The organism is Synechococcus sp. JA-3-3Ab, assembly GCF_000013205.1.
In the GTDB taxonomy this organism is placed as follows: Bacteria; Cyanobacteriota; Cyanobacteriia; order Thermostichales; family Thermostichaceae; genus Thermostichus.
The window spans coordinates 2,135,633-2,150,903 of sequence record NC_007775.1 but is presented as its reverse complement, the minus strand read 5'-3'; the positions used below and the strand labels follow the sequence as shown (position 1 = coordinate 2,150,903).

Annotated in this window: 14 protein-coding genes; 6 read left to right on the top strand and 8 right to left on the bottom strand. The window is 62.1% G+C overall.

Going from position 1 to position 15,271, the window contains the following annotated elements:
• Nucleotide 1: 1 nt before the first annotated feature.
• Nucleotides 2-1,498, bottom strand: a complete 1,497-nt coding sequence (gene trpE / locus CYA_RS10055) for an anthranilate synthase component I (protein ID WP_011430950.1) — start codon at nucleotides 1,496-1,498, stop codon at nucleotides 2-4.
• A 104-nt stretch (nucleotides 1,499-1,602) separates the two neighbouring features.
• Between trpE and CYA_RS10050 the strand changes: the two genes are divergently transcribed.
• On the top strand, nucleotides 1,603-2,178 hold the full coding sequence (locus tag CYA_RS10050; RefSeq protein WP_011430949.1) for an NUDIX hydrolase: 576 nt from the start codon (nucleotides 1,603-1,605) through the stop codon (nucleotides 2,176-2,178).
• Between the two features lie 85 nt (nucleotides 2,179-2,263).
• Here CYA_RS10050 and CYA_RS10045 read toward each other — a convergent pair whose 3' ends face one another.
• Complete coding sequence (locus CYA_RS10045; RefSeq protein ID WP_011430947.1) at nucleotides 2,264-3,310, bottom strand: glucokinase; 1,047 nt, start codon at nucleotides 3,308-3,310, stop codon at nucleotides 2,264-2,266.
• A gap of 138 nt (nucleotides 3,311-3,448) precedes the next feature.
• On the opposite strand from CYA_RS10045, the gene CYA_RS10040 reads away from it, so the two are divergent.
• The gene (locus CYA_RS10040; RefSeq protein WP_011430946.1) at nucleotides 3,449-4,195 is read left to right on the top strand and encodes a DUF3120 domain-containing protein; all 747 of its coding nucleotides are present in this window, start codon (nucleotides 3,449-3,451) and stop codon (nucleotides 4,193-4,195) included.
• Between the two features lie 188 nt (nucleotides 4,196-4,383).
• Here the strand turns inward: CYA_RS10040 and CYA_RS10035 are convergent, their stop codons facing one another.
• From CYA_RS10035 to glgP, 4 genes are all read right to left on the bottom strand, one after another.
• Nucleotides 4,384-5,025, bottom strand: coding sequence for a hypothetical protein (locus tag CYA_RS10035; protein ID WP_011430945.1), 642 nt, complete (start codon nucleotides 5,023-5,025; stop codon nucleotides 4,384-4,386).
• Nucleotides 5,026-5,070: 45 nt separating this feature from the next.
• On the bottom strand, nucleotides 5,071-5,595 hold the full coding sequence (gene ilvN, locus CYA_RS10030; protein WP_011430944.1) for an acetolactate synthase small subunit: 525 nt from the start codon (nucleotides 5,593-5,595) through the stop codon (nucleotides 5,071-5,073).
• Nucleotides 5,596-5,712: 117 nt separating this feature from the next.
• Complete coding sequence (locus CYA_RS10025) at nucleotides 5,713-6,774, bottom strand: tetratricopeptide repeat protein (RefSeq protein ID WP_011430942.1); 1,062 nt, start codon at nucleotides 6,772-6,774, stop codon at nucleotides 5,713-5,715.
• Between the two features lie 161 nt (nucleotides 6,775-6,935).
• Nucleotides 6,936-9,536 carry an alpha-glucan family phosphorylase gene (gene glgP / locus CYA_RS10020; RefSeq protein ID WP_011430941.1) on the bottom strand — a complete coding sequence of 867 codons (2,601 nt, stop codon included), beginning with the start codon at nucleotides 9,534-9,536 and terminating at the stop codon, nucleotides 6,936-6,938.
• 189 nt (nucleotides 9,537-9,725) lie between these two features.
• Between glgP and mnmE the strand changes: the two genes are divergently transcribed.
• The 4 genes from mnmE (at nucleotide 9,726) to gpmI (ending at nucleotide 14,091) form a co-directional block, all read left to right on the top strand.
• Nucleotides 9,726-11,105, top strand: a complete 1,380-nt coding sequence (mnmE, locus tag CYA_RS10015; protein WP_011430940.1) for a tRNA uridine-5-carboxymethylaminomethyl(34) synthesis GTPase MnmE — start codon at nucleotides 9,726-9,728, stop codon at nucleotides 11,103-11,105.
• A gap of 118 nt (nucleotides 11,106-11,223) precedes the next feature.
• Complete coding sequence (gene dps / locus CYA_RS10010) at nucleotides 11,224-11,724, top strand: DNA starvation/stationary phase protection protein Dps (RefSeq protein WP_011430939.1); 501 nt, start codon at nucleotides 11,224-11,226, stop codon at nucleotides 11,722-11,724.
• 42 nt (nucleotides 11,725-11,766) lie between these two features.
• Entirely contained in the window at nucleotides 11,767-12,291 is a 525-nt protein-coding gene (locus CYA_RS10005) for a tetratricopeptide repeat protein (protein WP_011430938.1), read from the top strand.
• Between the two features lie 207 nt (nucleotides 12,292-12,498).
• The gene (gpmI, locus tag CYA_RS10000) at nucleotides 12,499-14,091 is read left to right on the top strand and encodes a 2,3-bisphosphoglycerate-independent phosphoglycerate mutase (protein WP_011430937.1); all 1,593 of its coding nucleotides are present in this window, start codon (nucleotides 12,499-12,501) and stop codon (nucleotides 14,089-14,091) included.
• 13 nt (nucleotides 14,092-14,104) lie between these two features.
• Here gpmI and CYA_RS09995 read toward each other — a convergent pair whose 3' ends face one another.
• Together CYA_RS09995 and CYA_RS09990 are read right to left on the bottom strand one after the other, a co-directional pair.
• On the bottom strand, nucleotides 14,105-14,419 hold the full coding sequence (locus CYA_RS09995; RefSeq protein WP_011430936.1) for a hypothetical protein: 315 nt from the start codon (nucleotides 14,417-14,419) through the stop codon (nucleotides 14,105-14,107).
• Nucleotides 14,416-15,003: a DUF3177 family protein gene (locus CYA_RS09990; protein ID WP_011430935.1), complete on the bottom strand. Its 588-nt coding sequence runs from the start codon at nucleotides 15,001-15,003 to the stop codon at nucleotides 14,416-14,418. The genes CYA_RS09995 and CYA_RS09990 overlap by 4 nt, the downstream gene beginning before the upstream one ends.
• Nucleotides 15,004-15,271 lie beyond the last annotated feature (268 nt).

Sequence of the window (15,271 nt, the reverse complement as noted above, 5' to 3'; positions counted from 1 at the left end):
TTTACTCCTTCTGCAAGCTGGCCACTGCCATGAGCATGCCCCGCGCTTTGTTCAGGCATTCTTGGTACTCCCGCTCCGGATCCGAGTCGGCCACGATGCCCGCCCCGGCTTGGATGCTCACCTGGTCCCCCTGAACCAGCAGGGTGCGGATGGTGATGGCGGTGTTCAGTTGGCCGGCAAAGTCGTAGTAGCCATAGGCGCCGGCGTAGGGGCCGCGGCGACACCCTTCCAGCTCGTGGATAATCTGCATGGCGCGGATCTTGGGAGCGCCAGTAACCGTGCCGGCAGGAAAGGTGGCCCGCAGCAGATCCCAGGCGCTGTAGCGGGGATCCAACTGCCCCACCACATTGCTGACGATGTGCATCACGTGGCTGTAGCGCTCGATCTGCATCAGGTCGTCCACCTGCACGGATCCCAGGCGGCAGACCCGCCCCAGGTCGTTGCGGGCCAAGTCCACCAGCATCACATGCTCTGCCCGCTCCTTGGGATCCGCCAACAGCTCCTGCTCCAACTGGCGGTCTTGGGCGGGGGTGGCGCCGCGGGGGCGGGTGCCGGCGATGGGACGCACGGTGGCGATGCGCTCTTCCCCTATCCGAGTGAGCTTGACCATCACTTCTGGGCTGGAGCCGACAAGGCAGAGATCGCCAAACTGGAAAAACGCCATGTAGGGGGAGGGGTTAATCAGCCGCAGGGAGCGGTAGAGCCGGAAAGGATCTCCAGCAAAAGGGGTGGTGAAGCGCTGCGAGAGCACCACCTGAAAGATCTCGCCAGCCCGGATGTAGGCTTTGGCCTGCTCCACCGCCTGGCAGTAGGCGGCGCGGCTGAGGGTGCTGGGGGGAATGGCATCGGGCAGTTGCGGCTTCCAGTCGAGGCTGAGGTGGGCAAGAGAAAGGGGGGCGCTGAGCTGTTGCACCAACTGTTCCACCCGCCGGCAGGCTTGGGCGTAGGCCTGCTCCGCCGGCTGCTGGCGTGTGTCGGCAAAGGCCACCACCCAGATCTTGCGCTTGACCTGGTCGAAGATCAGGATGCTGTCCACCTGCATGAGGATAGCGTCGGGGGGATCCCCCGGCTGCAGGGGGTGAATGGGCACCTTGGGCTCGATCCAGCGAATCAGCTCATAGCCCCAGTAGCCAAAGAGCCCGCCGATGCTGCTGGGCAACTCCGGCAGGTGCACCGGCTCATAGGGCTGCAGGCAGCGGGCCAAAACGGCAAAGGGATCCCCTTGGTGCTGCTCTCGATGCCCATCGCGGTGGATCTGCAAGGCCTGATCCCCGCGCACCTGCAAAACCCACAAAGGGTCGCAGCCGAGGAAGCTGTAGCGGGCCACCTGTTCCCCTCCCTCCACCGATTCCAGCAGAAAGTTGTAGGGCCGCCCGGCACAGACCCGGTACCAGGCAGAGACAGGCGTTTCCAAGTCCGCCACCCATTCTTGGTAGACCGGGATGAAATTGCCCTGTTGGCTGAGGGCGAGGAACTCCTTCAGAGAAGGGGAGATCATGGCCTGCACCTTCGCTTGCCCCTCTGACTTTACCTTAAGGGGGGAGCTCCAACAGCACCGCCACCGATTAAGCTGAGGGGGGCCTTTCTCTAAGCAACCTTGCCATGCACACCCCATCGCAGATCCTTCGCGAGCGCCTGCGCTTTCAAGGCCACAAGTACACCTTTGTCAGCCAGCGCTTGCGCTTTCCCAACGGCACCGAAGGGGAGCGGGAGTACCTCCTCCACCCCGGCGGCGTGGTGGCCGTGCCGGTCACTGCCGAAGGCAAGTTCGTCTGCATTCGCCAATATCGCTTTGCCGTCGCCGCCTACCTCTACGAGTTTCCCGCCGGTACCGTCGAGCCAGGGGAACATCCTGATGAAACCATTCGCCGCGAGCTGGAAGAAGAAACCGGCCTGCGCGCCCACCGCTGGGATCCCCTCGGCCAATTTTATCTGTGCCCCGGCTATTCCAGCGAGATCATGTACGCCTACCTGGCGCGGGATCTGGAAGTGCTGGATGCTCCACCGGCCAAGGATGAAGATGAAGACATTGCGGTGGTGGAGCTTTCGCCTGCCGAACTGACAGAAATGGCCCGTTTTGGCCTGGATTTCGACAGCAAATCCATCACCTGCTTTTGGCGGGCCCAGTTGTTTTTGGCAGCGGAAAATGCGGCCTTTGCGAGCAGGAACAAGCCCTAGGCATGGCCATCCTGCGCCTTGCCCAGCCCCCCTCTCCCCCTGGGAGAAGGGAGCGGGGGATCCCTGCCGCCAACAGGCTTAACCTCTACAGCAAAGTGGCGGCATAGTGGGCAGCCCCTATCAAGCCCACCTGGGCGTTCACCACCACCTGCACTGACAGTTGCTCCAGCAGAGTGCGCATCCGTCCCTTATCCAAAAAGGAGGGCAAAAACTCTCCCTCCCGCAACAGGCGCAGGAGCTTGGGCGCGATCCCGCCGGCGATGAACAGGCCCCCACGGGGCAGCAGGTGCAGGGCAAAATTGCCGACAGCGGCCCCATACAAGCTGGTAAACAGCCGCAAACACTCCACCGCCAAGGGATCCCGTCCCTCCAGGGCGGCATTGGCAATTTGGGCGGCTGGGTCGACGGGGCTGGCTCCCCTTTCCCAGGCGGCAATTTGGGCCAGCAACTGCTCCTCTCCCTGGCCCCAGCGGCTATCCCGCAGAAATTGATAGATGGCCACGATCCCCTGCCCCGAGACCACCCGCTCGGTGGAGACGCGCCCATGTCGTTGTTGCAGATACCGCAGCAGCTCCCATTCCAAAGGGGTCCGTGGAGAAAAATCCACATGCCCCCCCTCGCTGGCATGAACCTGGTAGCCGCCTTCTCCCCAGGTGAGGTAGGCCTGCCCCAGCCCTGTGCCCGCCCCGATGACGCCGATGGGCGCCTGGGGCTGCCGCTCTCCTGTCTGCAGCGTTTCCAGATCCTGATCTCGCAGGGCCAGCACCCCATAGCCTACGGCGCTGAAGTCGTTGATCAACGCTAGGCGGGGGATCCCCAGCTCCGCCGCCAACTGGCTTGAGTGCAGGCTCCAGGGCAGGTTGGTGATTTTGGCCCTCTGTCCCCCGGCTCCTGGACTGCTTTTTTCTTCCACTACGGGGCCGGCCACAGCAAAGCAGGCGGCAACCGGTTGGGGATCTCGCCCCAGCTCCTGCCGTGCCTGGGCCAGAAACTCCAGCACCACCGGGGTGAGGTTGGGATAGCTCTGGCTGGCGTAGCGGCAGTGGTAGAGGCTGTGATCGGGATCTTGGGCATTGAAGAGGCTGAGGCTGGTCTTGGTGCCCCCGATATCTCCCGCCAACAGCAACTCCATAGTGTTTTCCGGGCAGCGCGTTATTCTCACCCTGACATTTTCGGCAGTACCCTGGCAACGCCGGCCCCTCTCGGCCGGGGCGGGAAAGGGCAGGGAAGATGCTATGTTAACTGATGTAAAAGTTTCTAAGATTGCGTTTTGTTTCCTACCTCTTGTTCGCCGCCTCTCCAAGAAGAGCCTTCCCTGGCCTCCCAGGGCCCAGTCGGACGGGAGATTCCCCGTTCTTCTCTGCGAAGGCGGTTTCCCTCTCACCACGCCATCGGGGGAGCGGCGGCTGTGCTGGTGTGCCTACCCGTTTTTGTGGCAGCGCCCCTGGTGCGCTATAGCCCTTGGCTGAGCTTGGCGATGACTCTAGGCTGGCTGGGCCTTAGCTGGCGGCTCTACTCGCGGCCCCGCACCCGCATCTGGGGGGATCTGCTCTACGGCTTCACGCTGACTTGGCTGGCAGGATCCTTCTACTGGGGCTGGCTGCGCTGGGAGCCCCTCTGGCACATGCCGGTGGAAGCTCTGGGGATCCCGATGGTCTGGTGGGGGGCACGGCAACGCTTTGCCCGCATCGGCACCTGGTTCTATCTCGGCTCCTTGTGGGGCACAGCGGTTACAGATCTTTACATTTACTCGGTGGGGCTGCTGCCTGAGTGGCGGCAGGCGATGCAGTTTGACCGGTTGGAGCAGGCGGTTGTCCCTTTTAGGGCGGCCCTCGACAAAATGGCTACCCCCTGGGGCCTGGGTTGGGGCATCGGCTTGGGCCTTCTGTTGCTGGGTGTTGGATTGTGGAGAGTGCAGGGATCCCGCCGCTTGCACCATTGGGCATTTGCGGGAGCAGTGCTGAATACCCTGTTGGTGGATGGGCTATTCGGCTGGGGGGCAGCTCTGCTGCGGTGAGCCAACCACCTCTGCGGTGCTGACCCAGAAAATGGCGGCGCAAGGGACAACATTGAGGCCTGCAGAGGAGCCTGCCTACCGTTGTTTGGAGTTTCTACGTAGCGCTTTGTTGTGGCCAGGTAGCCGCGAAGGATCTCTTCCTCCCCAGGGAAGGTAGCTGACTTCTCCGGTGGGAGCAGTCCTCCAGCCTAGGAAAGAGTTCTCTGGCTTACCCCTGGGCGAAAGCCAGCTATAGGGGCGGGGAGAGCGTCAAGGTCAGTCGGGTGTCGGTACGCCTGTTCGGCAGGAGGCAGCTCCGGCAGCGGTGCCGGCTGGGGGAAAAAGTCGATGACCTCCCAGCTCTTGGCATCGGGAGAGGGATGGGCCAGTAGCCACCGTTCGGGCAGGGTTTTGGGCTGCGCTCCCCCAGGGGAAGGGGAACTTTGCGCCTTCTGGTGGGCCAGGGTGAGCTGGAAGGGATCCCCCTTGCGGCGGTAGGGGCGGCGGGATCCCGGTGGCTTGACAATTACGGTATAGGTGCCGCTGAGGTGGTGGCCTTCCAGTTTCTCTCCTGAGGCCAACAGCAGGGGTTCACGGCTATCCTGACGAATTTGGACATCCTGCACTTCCAAACGGCCTGCTAAGCGGTCGCTGCCCACCAGCGAGGCAACCGGCTCAGCCGGGTGGGAGATCTGGTAGGCCAGAGCCTGCTGCACAACCGACTTGGGAGGTCGGGGGCCACAGCCCCCCAGTAACCCCAACAGCCCAATGGCCAGGAGGCTCATCAGGCAACGCAGGCTATTGCGCAGGGCCTGCCCCCTATGGCGCCGGCTTCTCTCCGGTTTTGCCATGGCCTCCTCCCTAAGCAATCTCTGTTGGCATCGTGGCCAAGCCCCTCAGACGACTGCCACGGTGGGGTGCTGCTTCAAGTACTCGGTATTGACTCCCGACTCGCGGGTGAGAGCTACCAGGCCGGTGCGGGCAATCTCCCGAATGCCGAAGCTGGTTAACATCTTGATGATGGCCACCATTTTGCCCGGATCCCCTGTCACTTCCAAAGTTAAAGACTCTTCCGCCACATCCACAATCCGGGCACGGAACATCTGCGCCACGTCCATGATGGCCGAGCGAGTTTCGATGCTGGCGTTGACCTTGACGAGCATCAGCTCCCGTTCTACACAGGGGACATGGGTAATGTCGGTTACTTTCAGCACGTCGATCAGCTTGTAGAGCTGCTTGGTCATCTGCTCCACATCGTGCTCATCCCCCTGCACCACCATGGTGATGCGGGAGATGCCAGGCCGCTCGGTGGGGCCAACGGTGAGGCTGTCGATGTTGAAGCCCCGGCGGGCAAACATGCCGGCGATGCGGGTTAAGACCCCGGGCTGATCCTGCACAAGAGCGCTGAGGGTGTGTTTCACGGCAGCCACAGAAGGAGGTGGGAAAAATCCAACTGCAGATCAGGGGAATTGAGATGGCGATAAGCAAATTTTACGCCAGTTTCGCGGCAATGTTCTGAGGGGATCCCTTCGACCTCGCTAGCCAAAGGCTCCGGGATCTCCGTCCAAATCCTGGAGCTGCCGCAAAGATCGATGCGCCTGTTCCTGCAAAACTAGGTTGTGGTGTTGGCGGCTGACCTGCAAAGCGGCTTGCCAACTGGAAATAGCCGTTGCCCTATCTCCCATATTTCCGTAAGCCAGCCCCCGACCGTACAAGCCGTACTCGTCGGTGGGATCCCCGAGGTTGCCGTCGGCTTCCAAGCGAAAGGCCTGGTCGTAATCGTCGAGGGCAGCTTTGATCTCCCCCAGCTCGTAGAGAAGATTGCCCCTGATGTAGAGAACGTGGGGTTGGCAGGGTTCTGCCTCGAGGCTGCGGCTGAGGTCGGCAATGGCCTCGTCATAGCAATCGGCCCAAGCATAGGCAACGCCCCGCCCATAGTGGTGGGCCGGACAGGGATCCCAGCGGATGGCCTGGGACCAATCGGCCACAGCCGCCTCCCATTCTCCCAGGTAGCCGTACACCGTAGCGCGGCAGGCATAGGCAGGCGCCGAGGTGGGATCCCGACAAATGGCCTCGTCCAGGTGAGCTAGAGCTGAAGGCAGGGATCCCTGTTGCCTGAGCAGGTTGGCCAAGCGGAGGTGGTGGGGGGCGCTGGGATGCCGGCGTACTACCTCGGCAAGCTCGGCTATTGCCCCCTGCAAATCCCCCTGCAACTGAAGAAGGAGGCCGCGGTAGAGATAGGACTCTGGCCGGCGCGGGGCCAACCGGGTGGCTTGGTCGAAGTCCGCCAGCGCCTGGGGAAGTTGGCCGAGTTCGAGGTAAACCTGGCCGCGCAGAAGGTGGGCGTTGGTCAGACAGGGATCCTGCTGCAGCGCCAGGTTGAGCTGCTCGACAGCCCCTATCAGATCCCGGTTCAGCCACCGTTCGCGACCCCGGTTGTAAGCCAAGATGGCGGGGCGGGTGAAGGCTGAAATGGCTGCCGCACTGGCCAGACCCATCACTGCCGAGAGGCGATCCTGCCGCCAACTGGCCAAGCCCCCCAACAGCAGGGCAGCCGCGAGCAACAGGCGCAAACCGGCCGAGTCGTGGGCTTTGAGCATGGCATCAACCCGGAGCTGGTTTCTCTGATTCTGCCTGATTGGGCAGCGAGAAACACCCATCCGCACGAATTTGGGGAGTCTCTCTTGTTCAGGCTGGATCCGCATAGGAAGGGGATCCCTGCTGTTCCCCTTCCTTCTCCCTTTTGGGTGGAACGGACATTCTAGGCCCAGAGCATCAGCCGCAGCTCATAGGGATCGTGCATGTCAGGATGAAAGGGCAGCAGGCGGATGGCCAGCCCCTGCAAGCCGCTGGCCTCGTAGCGAATCTGGCCGGAGAAGATGGCCCGATCCTCCACCGTCTCCACGTAGCGCAGGGGGGTTGCTTGGCCGTTCCGGATCTGGCCGTTGTCGTCCACCGGCCCCTGGTAGGCCTGGACGATGACATCCTGGGGTTGCAGGGATCCCAGCCGCACCTCAACGGTCACCGTGAGGGGATCGCGGGCCATCACCACTTGGTCGTTTTGCGCCGAGGGGAGGCCGGCGGCGGAAGCTTTCTTGGGGGGTTCGACCTGGACATTGACAACCCGAATGTTGTACCAGTTCTCCTGCAGATGGCTGCGCCAGCGGGTAAACTGGCGAGCCGACTCGAAGTTATCGCGGCGCATGCGGTCGAAGTAGTTGCTGAGGGGAATGTAGGCCCGCTCGGCATACTCCAGTACCATGCGCTGGGTGCTAAAGCGGGGGCAGTTGAGCTGAATGGCCTGCTTCATGCGCCGAATCCAGGCGTGGGGCAGGCCATCGCTACCGCGCTGGTAAAACAGAGGGGCAACCTCCTGTTCCAGCAGGTCGTAGAGGGCGTTGGACTCCACCTCGTCTTGGTAGGCGCGATCCTCGTATTCCTCGCCGCGGCCAATGGGCCAGCCGGTCTGGTAGTAATCGGCCTCATCCCACCAGCCATCCAAAATGCTCAGGTTCTGTCCGCCGTTGGCCGCCGCCTTCATGCCACTGGTGCCGCTGGCCTCGCGGGGGCGCAGGGGGGTGTTTAGCCACACATCCACCCCGGCTACCAGCAGGCTGGTGATGTACATGTCGTAGTCTTCGATAAACACCAGCCGCTGGCGAAACTCCGGCTGGCGCGACACTTGCACAATTTGCCGGATCAGCTCCTTGCCGGGGTTGTCGCGAGGGTGGGCCTTGCCGGCAAAGATAAACTGCATCGGGTACTGGGGATGGTTGAGCAAGGCTTTGAGCCGTTCCAGGTTGTGAAACAAGAGGGTGGCCCGCTTGTAGGTGGCAAAGCGGCGGGCAAAGCCAATGGTGAGCACTTCCGGGTTGAGGGCTTCAGAGGCCCACTGAATTTCCACCGCTGAGGCCGCCCGCTTTTGCAGTTGCTCCACCAGGCGCTCGCGAACGAAGTTGATCAGGCGCGAGCGGCTGCGCTCGTGGGCCCGCCACAGCTCCCCATCCGGGATCCGATCCACTTTCTGCCACAGGGGATCCGAGGGGGGAGCCTCCGCCCAATCCGGCCCCAGGTAGCGATCGTAGAGGGCCTGGTTCTCTTCCCCCACCCAGGTGCGGGCATGCACCCCGTTGGTGATGGAAGTAATCGGCACTTCTTCCAGCGGGATCTCGGGCCAGAGGCGGCTGAACATCTTGCGCGAGACCGACCCGTGCAGCTTGCTGACGCCGTTGACAAACGAGGCCATGTTGATGGCCAGCACTGCCATGCTGAAGGGGGATTGAAAGTCGCCGGTGTTTTCGCGGCCCAGGGCCAAAAAGCGCTCCCGGCTCAGGCCCATCTGGCTGTAGTAGAAGCCGAGGTAGTAGTCGATTTTGTCGGGCGGGAACAGGTCGATCCCGGCAGGTACCGGCGTGTGGGTGGTAAACATCTGGCTGGACTTGGCCACCTGCCAGGCTTCTTCAAAGCTCAACCCCTGCTCCACCATCAACAGGCGGATGCGCTCCACCGCCAAAAAAGCCGAGTGCCCCTCGTTCATGTGGTAGACGGTGGGATGGATGCCGAGGGCGCGCAAAGCCCGCACGCCGCCGATCCCCAACATGATCTCCTGGTGGATGCGCACATCCTGGTCGCCGCCGTACAGCTCATCGGTGATGTCCTGGTCGTACTGGCTGTTGGGCTCGATGTTGGTGTCCAGCAGGTAGAGGGGCACCCGCCCCACCATCGCCTTCCAAATGCGGGCAAACACCTTGCGTTTGGGGTAGTCCACCTCGATGCGAATCTCGCGGCCCTCCGCATCTCTTTGCAGCTCCAGGGGCATATTGAAAAAATCGTTAACGGGATAGCGCTCCTGCTGCCAGCCGTCGGGGTTGAGGTACTGGCGAAAATACCCCTTCTGGTAGAGCAGGCCCACCCCCACCAGCGGCAGGCCCAGGTCGCTGGCCGCCTTGAGGTGATCCCCGGCCAAGACCCCCAGGCCTCCTGAGTAGAGGGGCAAACAATCTGCCAGACCAAACTCGGCTGAAAAATAGGCGTAGCACTCCCCTTCCACCGCTTGGGCCGAGCGATACTTGCGATACCAGGTGTCTTCCTGCAGGTAGCTCTGGAGCTGTTGGCTGGCCCGCTCCAGGTGGGCCAAAAAACCAGGATCCTCCGCCAGCTCGTCCAGCCGCTCCTGCCGAATCTGCCCCAACAAAGCCACCGGATTGTGGCCACAGGCATCCCACAGATCTGGATCCATGCGCCGAAACAGGCTGCGGGTTTCCACGTTCCAACTAAAATGCAGGTTATAGGCCAACAAGCGCAGACTTTCCAGAGCAGCCGGCAGGTAGGGAGTGACCTTGAACGTGCGTAACGGCTTCATAAGTATCCGGGACGAGCGTGAGTTGCCACTGTCAGGCTACCCCGGCCTTCACCGGGTCGCACGGCTTTTTATAGCTTTTTCCGACTTCGGGGAGGCGCGCCAATAGGCGCAAGAGACCTCTGCAGGGGATCGGGGAAAGCCGATGGGGAATCCAACAGTTGCGACAATTCAAGCCGGGCTTTGTCGAGGATGGATCTGACTGCGCCCCTGGCCGATACCATTGCTGCCATTGCCACGGCAGTGGTGCCCGAACAGGGCAGCATTGGCATTGTACGCCTCTCCGGTTCGCGGGCTTTGGCCATTGCCCAGGCTATCTTTACTCCCGCCCGCCGCAACGCAGTCTGGGAAAGCCATCGCCTCCTCTACGGCTGGATCCACGACGAGAAGGGCCGGCGGTTGGACGAGGCCCTGGCCGTCTGGATGCAGGCTCCCCGCTCCTACACCCGCGAGGACGTAGTGGAGCTGCACTGCCACGGCGGCATCATGGTGGTTCAGGCCACGCTGCAGCAGTGCCTGCGCCAGGGGGCACGGCTGGCGCAGCCGGGGGAGTTCAGCCTGCGCGCTTTCTTGAACGGCCGCATCGACCTCACCCAGGCCGAAAGCGTGGCCGATCTGGTGGCGGCCCGCTCCCCGCAGGCGGCCCAAATGGCCCTGGCGGGGCTGCAGGGCAAGTTGGGGCAGTCCATCCGCGCCCTGCGCCAGGAGCTGCTGGGTTTATTGGCCGAGATCGAAGCCCGCCTCGACTTTGAAGAGGATCTGCCCCCCCTGGACGTCCCCGCTTGGCAGGCCCGGCTGCAAGACATTCAGGCTCAGATGCAGGCCCTGCTGGCCACCGCCGAGCGGGGGCAACTACTGCGCACTGGGGTGAAAGTGGCCATTGTCGGGCGGCCCAATGTGGGCAAGTCCAGCCTGCTCAACGCCTGGTCGGGGCAGGATCGCGCTATTGTCACGGATCTACCTGGCACCACTCGGGATGTGGTGGAGTCCCAGTTGGTGGTGAGAGGGATCCCCGTCCAGCTCCTGGATACCGCCGGCATTCGCGCCACCGACGATCCGGTGGAACGGCTAGGGGTGGAGCGCTCCCAACGGCTGGCCCAGACCGCCGATGTGCTGGTGCTGGTCATCGACGCCCAGGCCGGCTGGACGGAGGCTGATGCGGCTATCTATGCCTCCATCCGCCACCGCCCCCTCATCCTGGTGATCAACAAAACCGACCTCGCCCCCGCCGACAAGATCCGCCTCCCGCCCGAGATCGCCTACCGCGTCCCCGCCGTCGCCGCCCAAGGCCAAGGGATCCCGGAGCTGGAAGAGGCCTTGGAGCAGCTTGTGACTCAGGGGCGGCCCCAGCCCAACCTGGAGGTGAGCCTCAACCAACGCCAGGCCGCCGCCCTCCGCCAGGCCCAAGCCAGCCTGGAACAAGTCGTTCAGGCTATGCAGGCGCAGCTCCCCCTCGATTTTTGGACCATCGACCTGCGCGGCGCCCTGCACGCCCTTGGCCAAATCACCGGCGAGGAGATCTCCGAAGCGGTGCTGGATCAGATCTTCAGCCGCTTCTGCATCGGCAAGTAAGCGCTTGCTAACTCATACTCATTCCGAGTTTGTGTTAGTATGGACTCAGTCGGGAATCAGCAGGCCCCAGAGCCGAGGCGGATCCCAGATAATGGAAACACAACTTAGGAGGTTGGCTATGGTTACCGCCGCAAAAACCCGTCTCTACCCCACCCAGATCGACTTGCCGGCGGAGGCCCGCGCGCAACTGGTGGAGCTGCTCAACCAGTCCTTGGCGGACACGCTGGATTTGAAAACTCAGGTGAAGCAGGCCCACTGGAACGTCAAAGGCATGAACTTCATCGCCCTGCACGAGATGTTCGACACCTTTGCCGGCACTCTGGAGAACTACGTGGACATGCTGGCGGAGCGGGTTACAGCTTTGGGGGGCATTGCCCGCGGCACGGCCCGCATCGTCGCCCAAACCTCAGCCTTGCCGGAGTACGACCTGACGGCTGAAGACGGCCGGGCTCACCTGCAGGCTTTGGCGGCCCGCTACGGCCAGTATGCCGCTTCGGTGCGCCGCAACATCGACCGCAGTACCGAACTGGGGGACGCCGATACCGCCGACCTGTTTACCGAGATCTCGCGCCAGATCGACAAAGATCTTTGGTTGATCGAGGCTCACCTGCAGGCGTAACGCTGGCAAGGCAAATCTGAAGAGGCAAGCGGGATAGGCAAAATGGGCGTCAACGCTCCCCTCCTGTACCTGGTGGCTTTGGCCGGTATCCTCAGCGTGGTGGGCTACTTCGTCCTGCGCGAGGTGCTGCGGATACGGGCCCAGGAAAGAGTCATCCGGCAGCTCCAGCCCCGCCTGAGCAAAGGCAAGGGATCCCCGCAGGAGCACTACGAGTTGGGCAGCGTCTATCTGCAAAAGCGCCTCTACGACCAGGCTATCGTCCAGCTTAAAAAAGCTCTAGAGGTGGCTGGGGAGAACATTCCCCCCGTCTGCAACGCCCTCGGCTTTGCCTACTTCAGCCAGGGGCAATACGACTTGGCCATCCGCTACTACAAAGACGCGGTGGCAGCGGATCCCGGCTATGTAACCGCTTGGAACAATCTGGCCCATGCCTACGAGAAGAAAAATCTCTACGGCCCTGGCCTCGAGGCCTACGAGACGGTGCTGCAACTGGATCCGAAGAATGCCATTGCCAAGCGCCGCGCCGAGTCCCTGCGCAAACGTTTGCGGCCCAGCCCCCGCGGCTGACCGTGTTTTATCTGGGTAGATGTCTGCGCAGATATGTATAAATACTTATGGCAGCTCGCCTATCGATTGGCGGTAGCTGCTCAATCCCGACTATTGGAGTTGCTTCTTTTCCCCTCACAAGAAAGGTGAAATCTTGAGAGGGAATGGAGGATTCGGTATCGTATTGCCTGGGCTGGTATTATGTCTTAAAAAACGAGAGGCCATTTCATGGATGCACAATCGGTGGCACCTGTGGTTCTGGTAATCCTGGATGGCTGGGGTTATCGCGAAGCCCCTGAGGGCAATGCGGTGCTGGCCGCCCGAACCCCTGTCGTGGACAGCCTATGGGCTACCTACCCCCATACCCTGCTGCAAGCTTCGGGGCGAGCCGTGGGCCTGCCGTCAGGGCAAATGGGCAACTCAGAAGTGGGCCACCTGACCCTGGGGGCGGGGCGGGTGGTGCCGCAGGAGTTGGTGCGTATCAGCGACGCCATCGAGACGGGATCCCTTTTTCACGAGCCCCTCTTGGTGGAGGTTTGTCATCGGCTCAAGGAGCAGGGGGGCCGTTTTCATTTCATTGGCCTCTGCTCTGAGGGGGGGGTTCACTCCCACATCGACCATCTCTACGGCTTGCTGAAGCTGGCAGCCCAGGCGGGGATCCCTGCCTATGTCCACGCCATCACCGATGGCCGCGATACCTTGCCCCGCGATGGAGCCAGGGTTCTGGCCGCTCTGGAAAAAGAGCTGCAATGGCTGGGCAGCGGCGTCATCGCCACCCTGAGCGGCCGCTACTACGCCATGGATCGGGATCGCCGTTGGGAGCGCACCCAGAAGGCCTACGAGATCCTGACGGAAGACGGCCCTGGCTGTGGCCGCAGCGCCGCCGAGGTGATGGAAGACTTTTACGCCCAGGATATTACCGACGAGTTTATTCCCCCCACTCGCTTGGCTCCGGGGGCGGTGCAGTCGGGAGATGCGGTCATCTTCTTCAATTTCCGCCCGGATCGCGCCCGCCAGCTTACCCAAGCTTTTGTCTGTCCCGACTTTTCCGGTTTTCAGCGCCGTCTGATTCCGGATCTCACCTTCATCACCATGACCCAGTACGATCCGACCTTGCCGGTGCAGGTGCTTTTTAAGCCGCAGAACCTGGATCACCTGCTGGGCCAAGTGGTGAGCGAGGCCGGCCTCAAGCAATTGCGCATTGCCGAGACGGAAAAGTACGCCCACGTCACCTACTTTTTTAACGGCGGCATTGAGCAGCCCTTTCCCGGCGAAGATCGCATCTTGGTGCAAAGCCCGCTGGTGGCCACCTACGACCAAATGCCGGAGATGTCAGCGGTGGAGGTGACCGACAAAGCCATCGAAGCTATCGCCCGCCGCGAATACAGCCTGGTGGTGCTCAACTACGCCAACCCCGACATGGTGGGCCACACCGGCAACTTCAAGGCCACGGTGCGGGCGCTGGAGACGGTGGATCGCTGCCTGGGCCGTCTGCTGGCGGCGGTGGTGGACGTGGGGGGAACCACCTTAATCGTGGCGGATCACGGCAATGCGGAGCTGATGTGGGACGAGCAGGGCAACCCTTGGACGGCCCACACCAACAACCCCGTGCCCTGCATCCTGGTGGAGGGGGAAAGGCGCAAGATCCCTGGTCGCGGTGGCGATGTCAAGCTGCGCTCTGGCGGCACCCTGGCCGATGTCGGCCCCACCCTGCTCGAGATCCTAGGCCTGCCTCAGCCCCCCGAGATGACAGGGCAATCTCTTCTGCAGCCGGCAGAATACACCATCCTGCAGCGGCAGCCGGCGCCTGTGGGGCGCTAAAACCCGCCCTCCCTTACTCGGCTACTGGGATCCCTTCTTGGATTAGCCAAGCCCTCACCTCCTCCCAGCTGCGGTAGAGAGCTAAAACCTGGGAGTGCTCAGGGTGATAAGGGGCACTAAGGCGCTCTAACTGTAAGAAGCGAGCCTGAGGAGGGATCACCGGCACCTCTGGATCGGGGGGAGTGGGCCGGCGCAGGGAGCTGCTATAGCCGCGGTAGATGAGCACCAAATCCGTTTCCCCCTCGCTTTCCACCTCTACCCGCAGCACCTCCTGGGGGTGGGCCTGGCTGTAGCGCTCTAGAGCCAGCGGCCAGGGCAGGGCGCTCATGCTGCCAACTCCCTTTTCTCGGTAGGGGGCCGCAGCCGCCAAACGAAATAGACGCTGTAGAGTAGGTAAACTACCAAGCCCCAGGCCCCTAGGCTCCCGAGCAGCTCGGGGGGTACATTGGGATGGAAGATCTCCCGAAAGCCCAGCGGCGGCTCAAACCAGGCTCGACACTGCAGCGACAAAGAAGCCTGGAAGGCGCAGGGCACAAAGGCTCCTGAAAAGAAGAACCCGACCCCCATATAGCCAGTCAGGATCCACCGCCAGAGCAAGAAAGCCCGCGCCGCCCAGCTTCTCGACTGCTCAAGGGCAGTGCTCCAATCCTGCCAGAACCACAGACCCATTGGGATCAACAGCCGCGCCATCGCCCCGCTCAAGAAACTGATGGGCAGACCGCCGATCATCAAATACACCGTCACCGCCAATAGGCTGGATACCCGCCAGTAGACGATCAAGAGCTGAATCAGAGGACGCAACCCCACCGCAAAGGCCCAAATTAGGAGAGCCAACGGCAGCACCACCGTCAGCGCTACAGCCAAGCTGTAGTCCACCCAGATCGCCTTGACCAGCCAACTCACTGGGATCATCCTCGCCCTTTCTTCTCACTGCCCCATAGTATATAGAGCAACAGAATCGGCGGGATCCACCTCAAAACAACAGGAGGTAACAGAAGATTGCAGCTTCTCAGCCACCCCAGGCAAAACTTTACATCCGCGGTCTTTCAGAAAGTTTTCCATTTTTGCCGTTGCCGATCCACGAAGGTGGTAAATTCTTAGAGGAACATCTCCGTCTGTCGAAGGGCTAGTCGTCTTTCGAGGCGATAGTTGCAAGGTTCCATCCCGCCCTGGCCTCGCC